The 14,224-nt window shown below is 35.0% G+C and carries 15 protein-coding genes; all 15 read right to left on the minus strand.

Annotated elements, in window-relative coordinates; translation table 11 throughout:
- Nucleotides 1–40 precede the first annotated feature (40 nt).
- The 15 genes from MK405_RS05495 to MK405_RS05565 all read right to left on the minus strand — a co-directional run bounded on the left by MK405_RS05495 (nucleotide 41) and on the right by MK405_RS05565 (nucleotide 14,096).
- On the minus strand, nucleotides 41–796 hold the full coding sequence (locus MK405_RS05495) for a DUF4422 domain-containing protein (RefSeq protein WP_033583821.1): 756 nt from the start codon (nucleotides 794–796) through the stop codon (nucleotides 41–43).
- Nucleotides 796–1,524: a glycosyltransferase family 2 protein gene (locus MK405_RS05500; protein ID WP_033583823.1), complete on the minus strand. Its 729-nt coding sequence runs from the start codon at nucleotides 1,522–1,524 to the stop codon at nucleotides 796–798. The genes MK405_RS05495 and MK405_RS05500 overlap by 1 nt, the downstream gene beginning before the upstream one ends.
- Nucleotides 1,496–2,695, minus strand: a complete 1,200-nt coding sequence (locus MK405_RS05505) for a hypothetical protein (protein WP_033583824.1) — start codon at nucleotides 2,693–2,695, stop codon at nucleotides 1,496–1,498. Before MK405_RS05505 ends, MK405_RS05500 begins: the two co-directional genes overlap by 29 nt.
- 24 nt (nucleotides 2,696–2,719) lie before the next feature.
- Nucleotides 2,720–3,646: a glycosyltransferase gene (locus MK405_RS05510; RefSeq protein ID WP_049479869.1), complete on the minus strand. Its 927-nt coding sequence runs from the start codon at nucleotides 3,644–3,646 to the stop codon at nucleotides 2,720–2,722.
- Between the two features lie 7 nt (nucleotides 3,647–3,653).
- Entirely contained in the window at nucleotides 3,654–4,745 is a 1,092-nt protein-coding gene (locus MK405_RS05515) for a glycosyltransferase family 1 protein (RefSeq protein WP_033583826.1), read from the minus strand.
- 31 nt (nucleotides 4,746–4,776) lie between these two features.
- Nucleotides 4,777–5,256, minus strand: coding sequence for a glycosyltransferase (locus MK405_RS05520; protein ID WP_033583828.1), 480 nt, complete (start codon nucleotides 5,254–5,256; stop codon nucleotides 4,777–4,779).
- Entirely contained in the window at nucleotides 5,256–5,705 is a 450-nt protein-coding gene (gene pssD, locus MK405_RS05525; protein ID WP_025172328.1) for a PssD/Cps14F family polysaccharide biosynthesis glycosyltransferase, read from the minus strand. Before pssD ends, MK405_RS05520 begins: the two co-directional genes overlap by 1 nt.
- Before the next feature lie 29 nt (nucleotides 5,706–5,734).
- A complete protein-coding gene (locus tag MK405_RS05530; protein WP_033583830.1) occupies nucleotides 5,735–6,556 on the minus strand; it encodes a LicD family protein in 822 nt (273 codons plus the stop codon).
- A 22-nt stretch (nucleotides 6,557–6,578) separates the two neighbouring features.
- Entirely contained in the window at nucleotides 6,579–6,980 is a 402-nt protein-coding gene (gene tagD, locus MK405_RS05535; protein ID WP_000756020.1) for a glycerol-3-phosphate cytidylyltransferase, read from the minus strand.
- Nucleotides 6,981–6,983: 3 nt separating this feature from the next.
- Nucleotides 6,984–8,351: a sugar transferase gene (locus MK405_RS05540; RefSeq protein ID WP_268704520.1), complete on the minus strand. Its 1,368-nt coding sequence runs from the start codon at nucleotides 8,349–8,351 to the stop codon at nucleotides 6,984–6,986.
- A gap of 22 nt (nucleotides 8,352–8,373) precedes the next feature.
- Nucleotides 8,374–9,057: a tyrosine-protein kinase gene (locus MK405_RS05545; protein ID WP_268704521.1), complete on the minus strand. Its 684-nt coding sequence runs from the start codon at nucleotides 9,055–9,057 to the stop codon at nucleotides 8,374–8,376.
- A 9-nt stretch (nucleotides 9,058–9,066) separates the two neighbouring features.
- Nucleotides 9,067–9,759: a capsular polysaccharide biosynthesis protein CpsC gene (cpsC, locus tag MK405_RS05550; protein WP_000664132.1), complete on the minus strand. Its 693-nt coding sequence runs from the start codon at nucleotides 9,757–9,759 to the stop codon at nucleotides 9,067–9,069.
- A gap of 8 nt (nucleotides 9,760–9,767) precedes the next feature.
- Complete coding sequence (gene cps4B / locus MK405_RS05555; protein WP_000565336.1) at nucleotides 9,768–10,499, minus strand: capsular polysaccharide biosynthesis protein Cps4B; 732 nt, start codon at nucleotides 10,497–10,499, stop codon at nucleotides 9,768–9,770.
- Between the two features lies 1 nt (nucleotide 10,500).
- Nucleotides 10,501–11,946: an LCP family glycopolymer transferase CpsA gene (gene cpsA, locus MK405_RS05560; RefSeq protein ID WP_268704522.1), complete on the minus strand. Its 1,446-nt coding sequence runs from the start codon at nucleotides 11,944–11,946 to the stop codon at nucleotides 10,501–10,503.
- A gap of 191 nt (nucleotides 11,947–12,137) precedes the next feature.
- Nucleotides 12,138–14,096 carry a peptide ABC transporter substrate-binding protein gene (locus tag MK405_RS05565; protein ID WP_268704523.1) on the minus strand — a complete coding sequence of 653 codons (1,959 nt, stop codon included), beginning with the start codon at nucleotides 14,094–14,096 and terminating at the stop codon, nucleotides 12,138–12,140.
- Nucleotides 14,097–14,224 lie beyond the last annotated feature (128 nt).

Here is a 14,224-nt window from a genome sequence, read left to right on the forward strand (position 1 = left end):
TTGAAAGATTTATTAACAATCTACTTTTATAAATAAACTACTACTTATTAAATAATTTCTTCTGAATTCTTTGTAAGAGTCCTGGTTCTTCTGTTGAAAAAACTGGAAACTCTTTTACAGTTAGTTGTTTCTTATGTACCCATACATTAATTAAACGTTCGGCAACAAAACCAATCATACGAGTATTGTAACTATCATATCTTGAGTAATCAATCTTCTTATCTAATTCAAAAAGAATCGGAAATAACCAACTGCAATATTCATCCATCATTTCTCTAGACATTATAAACATATTATAACAGTATCCTGTTTTTTCTTTAGAAAACCAATTAAAAGCATCAAGGTAATCTTTATTGTTTTCTGAAATAATCTGTCTACACATTTCCCAAACTTCATGATCGTGATTCTTGTTAAAAAACTCTTCAGCGGTATACCCGTTATACTCGTTCATACCCTTTGATGGTAATATTACATCATAATCATTTAATTGTTTTAGAATATCATTCTTTGTTAAAATAGAATTCTGTTTAAAAAAACGCTTGTTTTTCCCAAAATAACGTCTATAATGGCATAAACCAACAATATCATCTTTAGAATTTTTCCAAATCCAATACAATCCTGTTAATTCACAAAATGTAAAGTTTCTATCAGAAATATTATCATCTCCCTGATTATCTCTTAAATAATTCTTTTCTCCAATATTCTTATTCGCGCCCACCAATATAGGGATATATAGGTCCTGGTCTTGAACTTGATTATAAGATTTATGTGTTGCGACGTATAGCTTCACTTCCATTACACTCCCTTAATATAAAACCTTAATTTCCTATAAAGACATTTAAATTTTAATAGAACAGGATTACTGGGCCAAACTCCAAAAAAAGTGTATATTACTGAATAATTTTTAGAGTATTTTTTCAATAACCATTGTATCGCATCAAAATAATTAAGGTTTAAAGATTTCCCATCTGACACATGCCATAACTCACTTGGAAAAACTAATACTGGCGAATTGATTAACTTCATCTGTAATGCATAGTCTGTTCCATATAAATGCCAGGTAGGACCGATTATACTAAATTGATTCGTACTAAAAACTTTTTTCGGAATAATAATCAAACACTCATCAATTGCATCAACTTCAACAGGGGTACTTATAGATTTACTAGCCGCTTTTGTTTTCGGGTCCCCATGAAAAATATTTGAAAAACTGACGACCTTTCCCTCAATATTCTTTACCCCTGCTACTCCTGCTACTCCAAATATGAAATTTCTACAATAAGATTCTAGTTTTGCTAACTCAAAGTCATCTTGAAAACTAATATCTTGATGAACAAAAAATAGATAATCACCTTTTGCTTGTTTGCCTCCAAAATTCAAAGCCTCAGCAGCAGAATTAAATCCATATTTATTGGAATCCACTATAATAAGTTCATATTTAACATCTTTTTGTCTAGATAAAGATGATTTAAGAATTGTATTTAACTTATCGTAATTATTCGATACGCATATAAGTGATATCATCTCCAATTCCCTCTCTTTCATCTAAAAACGTTCTCGCAATTAAAAACAAAAATGGATTAAACCACAATAAAAATAATTGTGGGTCAATACAAGCTCTTACTGACCAAAAAATTAACACAATCAATAAAGTTTTATTTTGATTAATTATAACTTTTCTCATTATAATTGAATAGCTTATTAACATAAGGAAAAAAATTATTGTTCCATAGCTTATAAGTATATTGATGTACGACGAATCTACATAAAAATAAGAATTTGCCGAAGTATCCCATTGAACATGAGTTCCAAATAATCTTAGAGGGTACCTCCTTAAACCTTCTTGACCAAATCTCAACCTTTGACTCAATAAGTTATTTATTAAAGATAATAAACTATTTCTACTATCAAATTTTGCTGTCAGCCAATAAGTCATATACGCCATAATTGGATAAATAAGAGTAAGTAAATATTTCAGAAATTTAAAATTCATATTGATTGATATAAATCTTCTCGAAAACGATATCAAAAGAAGGATAAATACCATAATAAAAGTAAGACGGGTATCTGTGTATTTATAAATAACTATATTTAATAGTACACAAATAAAAAGCTCTTTTATTGTCCAATATTTTTCACCTTTTAAATACACATATTCCAGCAATATACTCAGGAAATAATTCGGAGTAAATGATGTGTAATTAAAACCTAGCCCATACCGTGAGCGGATCACACCTCCTGAATATGTTAAGGTTAGCTCGTTTGGAATAATACCAAGTAAAGAGCTTACTACAACAGTTCCTACAACTCCAATCTGGCAAAACATTGTATTCCTTACCAAATTACGAAAATTAATATCCCTTGAAGAATATATAAGAGTCAAAGTATATGCTACAAAGGAGGCGTTACCATTATCATAACTTACAATAAAACCTATAAGAAGTATAATTGGAGTAATGATTATCGATTTTATCTTAGATTTACCTAACATAAATTTAAGTAACAGAAAAAACAACCCCACATACTCCCAAATTTTTATTATTCCATAGGGATGTATAAAATCTTTATAAAAGGTCGAAGTAAACAGCCATGCTATTAGCCAAGGATAAAAAGCTAATCCAAAAAGAAACTCATTCAATTTTACATCAGTTTTAACTCTTGATGGACTCACTTTGAATCCCCCCTTTTCTTTCACTAATACTCTTTAACATTACTAGAATTACTCCTTCATATATAACACTATAAAATCAGTAATATATGACCTGAACGACCAATACAACTTATGATATTTAAATAATTTAAAAAATATAAATACATTCTTTTTCATAAATAATTCTCTTCGATTTTTTCCCCATAGAATGTAGTCGTTCAAAACACTAATTTGTTCATTTGAAAGTGATAAATCATGTTGTTTACTAAATTTATCTAATCTCTGAAGCAAATCATCATAATAAATAACCTGCTCTTTTCTCCTTAGGAAACTTCTTTCTCTGCTACCAGTCGCGTTGCTATCGTGTCTTCTAAAATCGATAGTAGAGTAGGAGTAAATGTATAACCCATTAAGAAGCGAAGCTAGCCTCCATAACAAGGCATCATGTGCATCTTCGTTACTTCGGATTTCTAAAAAATATGGAATAATCTTTTTGTTCACCGCATAAACACACCCTGGCCTTCTAATATGAAAGAAGTTATCTAAAAAATTTGGTTGATACACTGCCTCACTATTATCCAAATCACTTTTATCCAATTTAATCTTGACACCATCACCAACATAAAAAGGTGTGTAATTAGAGGCTAACAACAAAATCTTATCATTATTCTCCATAATCTTAGACATTTTTTGAATTTTATCTAAATGCCAAATATCATCTTGATCACAAAGAAAAACGATATCTCCTTTCGCCTCCTCTAATAACATGGCAAAATTATTCTTCCATCCTTGATTTTCTTTATTTTTTTTTATAGACCAATTATCCAACTTATATTTAGCAATATAATCTTCAATTATTTGAACAGTATCATCTGTAGATGCATCATCACTAATCAAGACTTCCTCAGCAAGGCGGGTTTGATTTCTTAGAGTATCTAACTGTTCAACAATATATTCATCACCATTAAATGTTGATAATACAATTGATATATTCATTGTATTCTTACTCCCCAATCAACTTTTTATACTCATTCTCTAATTTTTTAGCCTCAATTCTGATATCATAGTTTGATTTTTGAGCTAGGTCAATATTTTCTCTAGATTTTTCCAATCTGTTTATATATGAAAAATCTTCAATAGCTTTTATCCAAGTACTTACGTTGTCAATTGGTAATTGTTGGATACTATTTGTGAAGATGCACTCATCAGAAATTGTCGTTGAAAGAATAGATTGAATTCCATTAATTTGCCACTCAATAGCAACTAAAGGCAACCCCTCGTATAAACTCGGTAATAGCATTATATCCATAGCAGAGATAAACGATTGCATATCCGAATACCGATTCAAAAAAACAATTGAATTTTCCAATTTTCGTTCTTTTACACATCTCTTAACATCCTCTACTTTTTCTCCTTCACCGACCAAAAACAATTTTACATCCTTCTGCTTACATTTCATTTCATCCATTAAATCCAGAAGAAATGTATGATTTTTTTGAATATTGAATCTGCCTACATGTCCTAATGCAAGTGTATTTTCTTTTAATGAATGTGTTGTCCGAAATACTCGGCGAAGATGAGGATTAAAACTATATTTTTCTACATCCCTGGCATTATGTATAACTTTAAATCGTTTATCCTTAAAAAGCCATTCTCCTGCCTTTTCACCACACGCCCAAGATTGAGTATATAAAGTGTAAAAAAAAGGACGTAACATTCTGTCTAGTAGAATATGATTACACGTTGTATTATGACTATGCGCTATTCTTACAGGAACTCCCATAATTTTTGCTATAAACAATTCAATTGACATAAGAGCACTACTCCCGTGGACATGTACAACATCGTATTTTCCTACTTTTAAGAGTTCAAGGAATTCTCTCATATATGCCAGTATTGAGGATTTCTTTCTTTCAATTTCTACAATCTGAACACCTAATACTTGAAATTTTAATTTATCTTCTAACAACGGTTTATTAGTAGCTAGAATCGTCACTTCAATTTCACTCAAGTCCATGTATTCGAGGTATGAATATATAAATGTTCCAATCCCATCAGAAAACAAACCTCCTGTTGGAATATGCAAAATTTTCATCAAGTGTCTCCTTCTATGCTCTTCGTCATTTTTACTCAACTAATTCTGCAATCAAATTTGAAAAATGTTGTACAAAGCATTCATTATTAGATTTAACGGCAATACTACTAGATGGATTCAGGTATTCTTGGATTTTTTTAATATCCTCTATGACTACTAAATCATATCCCTCCTGAACAATCCTATTACAAAAATCTAACTGATGGTCATTCACATGTTCTCCAAATTTTTTTCTTCTCGGAACAACTACTGGTCTTTTCCCCTTAGCAATAACATTCATAAATGTAGCAGGACCACCATGAGTAATAACTATATCCGCTTTTTCCATTAGGTTATTCATCTCATCATATGAAAGAAAACGTTCCCATCTGCAAAATCGAGGTTGATAGTCTGAAAAACCAACTTGGATAAATACATCCGACGTAATGACGCCCTCTTCTTTCAATTCATCAATCTCTTTTATTAGTCTATTAAATTGTTGCTCATGCGTACCGACAGTTACAAAAATCATTAGAAAATTCCTCCCAAATTGATTGCCTTGGGATAGATTTTTTTCATTTCTTCCCATTGGACAATGAATCTATCTGTAACAGGGTATACTATTTTGCCAGTCATTGTCGGAGCGTCTACACGATCAAATACTTCTATATAAACAGTTTTAGCACCAAAGATTTTACCTAAATAAAAGAACGGTATTGCAACCGCTGCCCCGGATGAAATGATAACATCTGGCCTTTCTTTATATAATATTCTTAAAGCAAGAAATGTATTTTTTATTAGATTTTTTATATTACGATTAGTCGGATAATAGCAATAATGACATTTTTCATTTGATAAAATACTTCGAGCATCTTCTTTATCAAAAGTAACCCATAGTCTATCTTTATCCTGCCAAAATGGTTTCAATAGATAGAGATGATTTAAATGTCCACCGCTAGATCCCACTAGACAAAGTTTTATCTCTTTTTTAGCCAAAGTTATGAATTCTCCTATTTTTCTACGTATGGGCCAAAATCAATTTTAATTCGTTTGTGATGATTTCGTTGGTTCTCAGGTGGAAGCTGCATATAGTCACCATACATATGTTTTAAGTATGCTCTATAATTCTTCATTCCCCATAATTTTATATCCTCAAAGGAATAACTTTCAACTTCGTCTAACCACACTTTTGGAAAAGTTTCTTTCTTTATTCCATAACTACCATCACTAACCACTACATTATCAGCATTGGTACTCTGTCCTAGTAATATACACTTTTCCTTCATCTTTTTCAAAAAGGGTATTGAGAACACATGTGTGACAAGCTTAGCTAGCTTATACACTAATCGTTTTTTTCTATCGTTGTCCCCATATCCACATTTTATCCATAATAGATTTCGGAATAACCAAAATCCTTTAAGTTGAATGAATCGTCTAAAAGGCTTAGGACAGATATCATCAATCGGAAAAATATCAATATAAATTCCATCATGAACATTTGCATCTAAAGAAAATTCCTCAGAAACATGTGTATTATTGAGACGTAGTTTCACAAAATTAAATGGATAATTCAAATCTGTTTGATCTGTCTGTAGAAAATATTTTTCCCTATCCAAATCCGAAACACATAATTCTTTAAATCTTTCAAAATCCTCTCTTGGCATGCCAAAATCCATATCATCGTCCCACGGGATGAATCCATTATGGCGTATAGCTCCTAGAAAAGTTCCTGCTAGCATCACGATTTTTAAATTATATTTTTCACATATTTTTAACACTTCTGAAGCTAACAAAAGTTCTAAGTTATGTAACTGTTCTAATTCATCTGTCATATAGTTATCTCAAACTCCGTTTTTAATATTCTCTAGTTGCCAATGAATTCTTGATTTCAGTTGTACTGATTTCAGGAGTCCGTGGTAAATAGACCACTTCAACTCCTTCCTTCTCTAAAAAATCAAATTTCCCCTTCCAATCATCTCCCATAACAAAGGTATCTATGTGATATTCATGGACATCTGTAACTTTTTGTTCCCAGGATTCTTCGGGTATTACTAAATCAACATACCTAACAGCCTCTACGAGTGTTTTTCTTTGTTCATATGTAAAATAACATTTTTTTTGTTTTTCATTCCAGTTGAATTCATCAGTTGAAATCACAACAATTAAATAATCGCCTAACGATTTAGCCCTTTTAAGAAGATTAATATGACCATAGTGCAACAAATCAAATGTTCCATATGTTATGACTTTTTTCATTTCTTACTTCGCCCCTTCTCTCATAAATACCACTTTGACGGTCTTTAACAATATTTCAATATCTTTCCAGATGGTCCAATCATCAATGTAGGCAACGTCCAGCTTGACAACATCATCAAAGTCCGTGATTTTACTACGTCCACTCACCTGCCATAGGCCAGTAATTCCTGGCTTAAAACTAAGACGACGTTTCTGTTCAGGAGTATATTTTTCATACTCATCAACTGTTGGGGGACGTGTTCCAACCAAACTCATATCTCCCATTAAAACATTCCAAAACTGAGGGAGCTCATCTAGACTGGTCTTACGGATAAATCTCCCTATCTTTGTTATACGAGGATCATCATCGACTTTAAACATACCACCTTGCATGGTATTTTGTGCAAGGAGCTCTTGTTTCTTTTTCTCAGCATCCACGCACATAGATCTAAATTTATAAAAAGTGAAATGTCGACCATTTTTTCCGATACGAGTTTGAGAAAAAATAGCGGGTCCGCCATCTTTTCGAATCACCGGAACCAAAACAATACTCACCAATCCACAAATAAGTAGTCCGATAATCGAACCTATGATATCAATGAAACGTTTAGCAATGACATGGCTTGTCTTATAAAATTTTGTAGAAAACGTAATGACATTCAAGCCTGCCATTCCGCGAATCTTTTTATCGCTACCTAGATAGTTATTGAAAGCATTCAGGTTGACTGTCACGTCAATTCCCATTGTTTCAAAAAGAGAGATGAACTCCCCGATGTCGTACTTTTCACTTGGTAAATTGATAAAAACTTCATCAACAACTTCATGGGTAGCAAAGTCTAAGATGTTCTCTGCAGGTACAACGGTTACGGATGCATGCTGAAAATTGGGCTGATCCAAAACACTGACCGCCACCAATTCCCAAAAAATATCTCCCGACTCTATCAGTCTATCTACAACTTTCTCAACTCTGGAAGTAGCTGTTATCAAGAATATCTTTTTACTCCCCTTGAAATTTGGAAATATACGTCTCCTATAGCGTTTAATACACAGATTCAACAAATACAACAAAATAGAATGTATTGTCAAAAAATAAATCATGCCTCGTCTAGAGATACTAAAACGATCTTCTAAAAAGAAGTTTGAAATACTGATGGCTAAAGCAAAGAAAACGATATATTTTGTAGTGCTGATAAACTCAGCCAAATAACCCCTTTTAAAAAAATCACGCTCATAATCACTGATGTTAAAAACAACAAAATGCAGAATGAACAAGATGATAACAGAGGTGTTCACAATCTCTGTTTCTCTAACAAAACTAAGTAAATAAGCTAATATAATGACAAGAAGACTCTGGATTGCCGCCAAAGTAATCTTCAATCCTTTTTCTTCCATAATATCTTCCCCAAGCTATCTCTTATTTTTTCCCGTAAGAGCCATAAGCTCCATATGATCCATATTTTTCAACCGAGGTATTCAATTTATTTAACACAATCCCTAAGAATGGTTTACTTGTTTGTTCCAATTGTTCTTTGGCTTTTTGGATATCACGTCGATTTGTTTCACCAGCTGCAGTCACCAAAATCGAAGCATCACATTTCTGAGTGATGATAGCCGCATCGATCACAACCCCGATAGGAGCGGTGTCCACAATGATGTAATCGAAGTACTTTTGCAAAGTATCAAGCATAGTCTTAAAATTCTCACTTTGCAACAAAGCTGTTGGATTGGGAGAAACGGAACCAGCTTGAATGACAAACAAGTTTTCAACATTCGTATCACATAACCCTTGTGATAAATCTGTTGTCCCAGATAAGAATTCTGTTAGACCTGTAATCTTTTCACGTGATTTAAAAACACCTGACATGACAGAATTACGAATATCGGCATCAATTAAAAGCGTCTTATATCCAGCACGCGCAAAGGCCCAAGCAATATTGGTAGAAGTAGTTGACTTTCCTTCCCCTGGTTTTACTGATGTAATTGAAATAACTTTTAAGTTATTTCCACTCAATTGTATATTGGTACGAAGCGCATTGTAATACTCCTCTGCTTTTCTTGCCAAATCTAATTTTTTTTGTGCAATTTCTAACGTTGGCATTTTTCTCTCCTATTTTAATTTATCCAAATTTGGAACAACTCCCAATAATGCAATTTGCATAACATCTTCAACGTCTTCTGGTCGTTTAACACGTGTATCTAGGAGTTCAATAAGGAGAACCGCGACAATCATCACAACCGCTCCAGCGAGAAATCCAATCATGGTATTACGACGAATGTTTGGTGAAGATGGTGAGGTTGCTGGGCGAGCCTCTTCAAGTGTCGTCACATCCGAAACCCGTGTAACACTTATAATCTTTTGAGCTGCAACCTCTCTCAATGAGTTGGCGATGCGACTTGCTTCTTCAGGCGCACGATCTGTAACAGAGATCGATACGATACGTGTATCAGCCGGTACGGTCACCTTGATTTTACTAGCCAAACCTTTTGAAGGAAGATCCAGTTTCAAATCCGTTGCGACCTTCTCCAAAACGTCTTGTGATAGAATAATTTCGCGATAGTCTTTAACCAAGTAAGATCCTGCTTGCAAATCTTGGTTTGTCAATCCAGGCTTATCTCCCTGATTACGATTAACTACATAGATACGTGTCGTACTAGTATATTCAGGTTTTACGATAAAGCTACTGTAGGCAAAGGCTACTACCCCAGTTACGATTGCTACCAGTGCAATTAGAACTTTCCGTTTCCAAAGGATTTTAAGTAATTGAAATACATCAATTTCCATCATATTTTGTTCTTTCATTGTTTCTCCTAAATCAATTGATCCATTATTATTTTTCGTGGGTTATCTTTGAAGAGTTCCTTCGCCTTATCTTCACCATACTTTTTAGCAATGATATCATAGGCTTCTTCCATATGAGGTGGTCTGCGATCCAAGTTATGCATATCACTAGCGATGACGTGAACTAGATCACGTTCCAAGAAATACTGAGCTCTCTTTTTCATGAATTTGTAGGTTTCTCCAAAGAGTTTTGGTTTCAAAACATGAGAACTATTGACCTGGGTATAGCACCCCATATCAATCAGTTCCTGAACTCGCTTTTCATTATTTTCTAGAGCATCATAGCGCTCAATATGGGCAATAACTGGTGTGATCCCCAACATGAGAATATCGCTCAGTCCTTTATGTATATCTCGATAGGGTGTATTCATGCTAAACTCAATCAAAGCATAGTGACTATCATTGAGGGTTGGAATCAATTTCTTTTCCAATTTTTCGACAACATCTGGCGTATAGTATATTTCTGCGCCATAGGCGATGACAAGATCATCTGCCACCTCCTTGGCCATTTCGCGAACTTTCAAAAAGTTAGTTGCTATCTTCTCTTCTGGTGTCTCAAACATCCCTTTCCGACGATGAGACGTGGAAACAATGGTCCTAACCCCTTGACTATAGGCTTCTCTTAAAAGGTTTTTACTCTCCTCTATCGACTTTGGACCATCATCCACATCAAAAACAATGTGTGAATGGATGTCTATCATGCTACTTGCCCTCCATCACATCTTTGATAGCTGCCTTGACTGCGGCCAAGCTGCTTTCATCAATTTCCATCATATAGAGGTTGCTATCTGGCATAGCGTAGGATGGAAGATCCGTTCTACCAGTTCCTTTTAAGTCTTGGGAATTGACCTTATACTGACCACCACTATCCAACTGGGTATTAACCAAGTCCATCATGGTTTCCAAAGGCATATTGGTTTGAAGAGAATCTTGCAATCCTTGAATAATATTGTCATAATTCTTTAAAGCATCCGTTGATGTTAACTTCTGAATGATGGCAACAATGACTTTTTGCTGGTTCCGACCGCGGTCGCGGTCTCCATCCGCTAGAGAGTAGCGTTCGCGGACAAAACCAAGGGCTTTTTCAGAGTCTAGATGGACATTCCCAACAGGAAAATGGTACTGCCCATGCAAAGAAGTGAAATCTTGGTCATTATAAACATCCACACCACCTAGAAGGTCAATCAATTTCAAGAAAGAGGTAAAATTCAAACGAACATAGTAGTTAATATCAACTCCATATAGGTTTTCCAAGGTATGAATCGATGAGTCCACTCCATAAATCCCTGCGTGAGTCAATTTATCCTTTTGATTATTTCCTCCGTCCGCAATCGGAACATAGGAATCTCGAGGTGTTGTAGTGAGAAGGATTTTCTTAGTATCTCGATTTACAGTCATCAAGATGTTGACATCTGAACGTGAAACGGAACTGATAGGTCCGTAGGTATCAATACCACTGATATAAATATTAAAGGATTGATTCTTAGATACCTTTGGTGCCGCAACATCCTTGGTTAGTTTTTTCGTATAGATTTTCTTAATCTTCGAAGCATAATCTGGATACTCTGCTTCAATGATATTTTCAAAGACGCTGTTCAAGACAATCGCTTTCGCATCACCTGAAATCAAGCTCTTATAGGCTGCTAGGTAAGATGCACTTTGTTCAACCGCCAAGTCTTTGCTCTGAGTCGTCTTAATATCCGCTATCAATTTTTGGATATTGTCATTATCCGTTTCAGTCGGACCTGTCACACTATCCAACTGGGTAACGTTGTTAATTTCACTATCTTTTAAAACCACAACACTCATCGAATACTCTGAGTAGTTTGATGTCGCATTGATGTGATTAGTCAAGCCCACAAATTGGTGCAGAGCAAATAGCGAAACCGAACTAGTCAACACCGCAAGTACCAAAAAGAAAATCGTGAACTTTTCAGCTTTCTTATATACTATCAAAAGTAGAGCTACGATAGCAGATAGTAAAACTAGAACAGTAGCTAAGATATTGAGATGCCTAAAGGCTAGGATATTATGTCTAAAAATTAAGAACAACAAAGAGCCACTCAATAATAAATAAATGGCTAATAAGGCTATGTTAATACTTCGCTTCACATTTCCTGAACGATTTCTCTTTGAACGTCTACTCATGGTAATCCCCTATACACGTTAATAATTATAATTATTATATCACAATCATGAAAGAAATTCCATCCATTCCTGCTAATATCAGCGTTTTCATTCATTTTTTCTTAGCTATATTTTGAATTTATGACTTCTATTAACGGAATCCTTGATAAAACAAAAACAAGGCCCCTTATTATGGGGCCCCATTTCTGTTTTTATTTGATATGATTTTCAAACTCTTTTTGGCTCTTTTCGATAGCCTTTTTACTTTCTGCTTCCCACTTAGCCTTGGCTTCGTCAAATTGTTTCTTGGTAACAGGGTCTTTTTGCAGTCTCATGTACTTATAATTATTTCCGTCACCCTTGATACCCACTAGGGAGTAGGCACGTGTAAAGGGAGTTACTTTGGTTACAGAGGCTGTCCCACCATTTGACATAGCAGACATGATTAGAGAATTGTCAATCATCCAAGCTTGAGCTTCAGCGTATTTTTCATAACGCTTAGCGACATCTTTGTTCTCGGCATCTGCTTCTTTTAGGAGTTGTGTATAGGTATCGAGCCCCAGACTCTTGATGAGCTCTTGGTCTTCCTTGGCATCAAGGCCAAAAATCTTGAGATAGAAGCCGGTTTCAGCATTGAAGGGATCTAGATAAGTTGATGGATCCTGGTAATCACCAACCCAACCATCAAAGTTTAAGTCGTAGTCACGAGCTGCTGGATTTGGCGCTAGGAAGGCAACATTTCCAAAGTCATCTGTAGAAAGCTGTTGAACATCAATGACGATATTGTCAGAACCTAGTACTGTTTCAAGGGTTTGTTTAACCGAGTTCATACCAGAAACCGCATTTTTATTCGTCTGATCAACAGGAATATCCAAATGGATTGGGAAAGTCACGCCTTGGGCTTCCAATTCCTTTTTAGCTTCTGCAAATTTTGCTTGGGCCTTTTCCTTGTTGAAATAACCGTCTTGGGCATCCGCCAAGTTGATTTCAGACCATTCTGTTCCATACTGAACAAGTTTAGAAGAAACCACTTCTCCAAAACTCTTATCTCTCACCTGCACAAATGTCGGGGGAACAAGGGTATTACGAAGGGTCTTACTCGCTGCTTCTTGCCCGTTAGATTGAGCAGAGTAGGCTGTCCGATCGATGGCAAAGTTCAAGGCCTGACGGAAATTTTTATTTAAAATCGCTGTTTGTGTTGATTTCTTTTGCTGGTCTGATGTTTTAGCAGTATGGTTATAGGCTTTTCGATTAACGTTAAAGTTGAAGTACCAAGAAGTCTTGTCTTGTAAGCTATAAACGATATTGTCTTGGTATTTTTCTTTTGTCTTGGCATAGCTCGAGCTATTTGGATAGACTCCCGCAAGCGTATAGGCACCACTTTCAAAGTTACGAATGGTCATCTCCTGATCAGAGCCATCAAAGTAAGCCAATTTAACTTTTTCAATGGTTACTTTATCATGGTCATAATAGTGTGGATTCTTCACATACTCGATTGAAGATTTTGATGTAAAATCTTTTAACAAGTAAGGTCCATTGTAAAGGATGCTGTTTGGCGTCAAGGTTCCAAATTCTTTATCCTTTGATTTCAAAAACTCTTCGTTAACCGGGAAAAGGATACTATTGGTGGTCTTTGAGTTCCAGTATGGCTCTGGTCGAGTCAAAGTGTACTCAACCGTATAGTCATCCAAGGCTTTCACACCAACTGTTGTGAAGTCATTGGTCGCACCCGTCACATAGTCATTCAATCCCTTGATAGAGTTTTGGATGAGATCCATGGCTTGACCCTTGTTGTCCGCAGCATACTTAATCCCAGTGACAAAGTCTTGGGCTTTGACTGGAGCGTACTCTTCTCCATCAGCAGTGTACCACTTGGCGTCTTTTCTGAGTTTATAGGTATAGGTTAAACCATCCGCCGAAACTGACCAATCTTCAGCTAGAGCTGGCGTTAGATTCCCATAACTATCATTTTCTAACAAACCATCCACAAGATTGGTAATTACTGAAGTGTTATCTGCATAATAGTCTAAAAGATAGTTAAACGTCGTCGGATTTGCACTAAATGTTGATGAGAAAGTGCTTGTATCAGTATTTGACTGTCCACAAGCTGTCAGTAAAATTCCTGTAGCTAGGACAAGTCCAGTTCCGATGAGTCTTTTTTTCATGTTCATCCTCTACTCCTTTATGTCACTTTTTATAACATAGCCATATTTTATCAAATTTATTCTAAATTGTAAAGTTTCCGACTCTTTTATAGATGAATGATGAACCTAGTCAAATAAAAAGAAAGGAAGCGCAA

Source organism: Streptococcus oralis (assembly GCF_026782345.1).
Classification (GTDB): Bacteria; Bacillota; Bacilli; order Lactobacillales; family Streptococcaceae; genus Streptococcus; species Streptococcus oralis_CK.

Coding starts and splice junctions, on each gene's coding strand:
- cps4B (WP_000565336.1), bottom strand. CDS start 10,499: ATGATAGACATCCATTCACACATTGTTTTTGATGTGGATGATGGTCCA.
- MK405_RS05520 (WP_033583828.1), bottom strand. CDS start 5,256: ATGATTTTTGTAACTGTCGGTACGCATGAGCAACAATTTAATAGACTA.
- MK405_RS05565 (WP_268704523.1), bottom strand. CDS start 14,096: ATGAACATGAAAAAAAGACTCATCGGAACTGGACTTGTCCTAGCTACA.
- cpsA (WP_268704522.1), bottom strand. CDS start 11,946: ATGAGTAGACGTTCAAAGAGAAATCGTTCAGGAAATGTGAAGCGAAGT.
- tagD (WP_000756020.1), bottom strand. CDS start 6,980: ATGAAAAAAGTCATAACATATGGAACATTTGATTTGTTGCACTATGGT.
- cpsC (WP_000664132.1), bottom strand. CDS start 9,759: ATGAAAGAACAAAATATGATGGAAATTGATGTATTTCAATTACTTAAA.
- MK405_RS05530 (WP_033583830.1), bottom strand. CDS start 6,556: ATGACAGATGAATTAGAACAGTTACATAACTTAGAACTTTTGTTAGCT.
- MK405_RS05540 (WP_268704520.1), bottom strand. CDS start 8,351: ATGGAAGAAAAAGGATTGAAGATTACTTTGGCGGCAATCCAGAGTCTT.
- MK405_RS05495 (WP_033583821.1), bottom strand. CDS start 796: ATGGAAGTGAAGCTATACGTCGCAACACATAAATCTTATAATCAAGTT.
- MK405_RS05515 (WP_033583826.1), bottom strand. CDS start 4,745: ATGAAAATTTTGCATATTCCAACAGGAGGTTTGTTTTCTGATGGGATT.
- MK405_RS05510 (WP_049479869.1), bottom strand. CDS start 3,646: ATGAATATATCAATTGTATTATCAACATTTAATGGTGATGAATATATT.
- MK405_RS05500 (WP_033583823.1), bottom strand. CDS start 1,524: ATGATATCACTTATATGCGTATCGAATAATTACGATAAGTTAAATACA.
- MK405_RS05545 (WP_268704521.1), bottom strand. CDS start 9,057: ATGCCAACGTTAGAAATTGCACAAAAAAAATTAGATTTGGCAAGAAAA.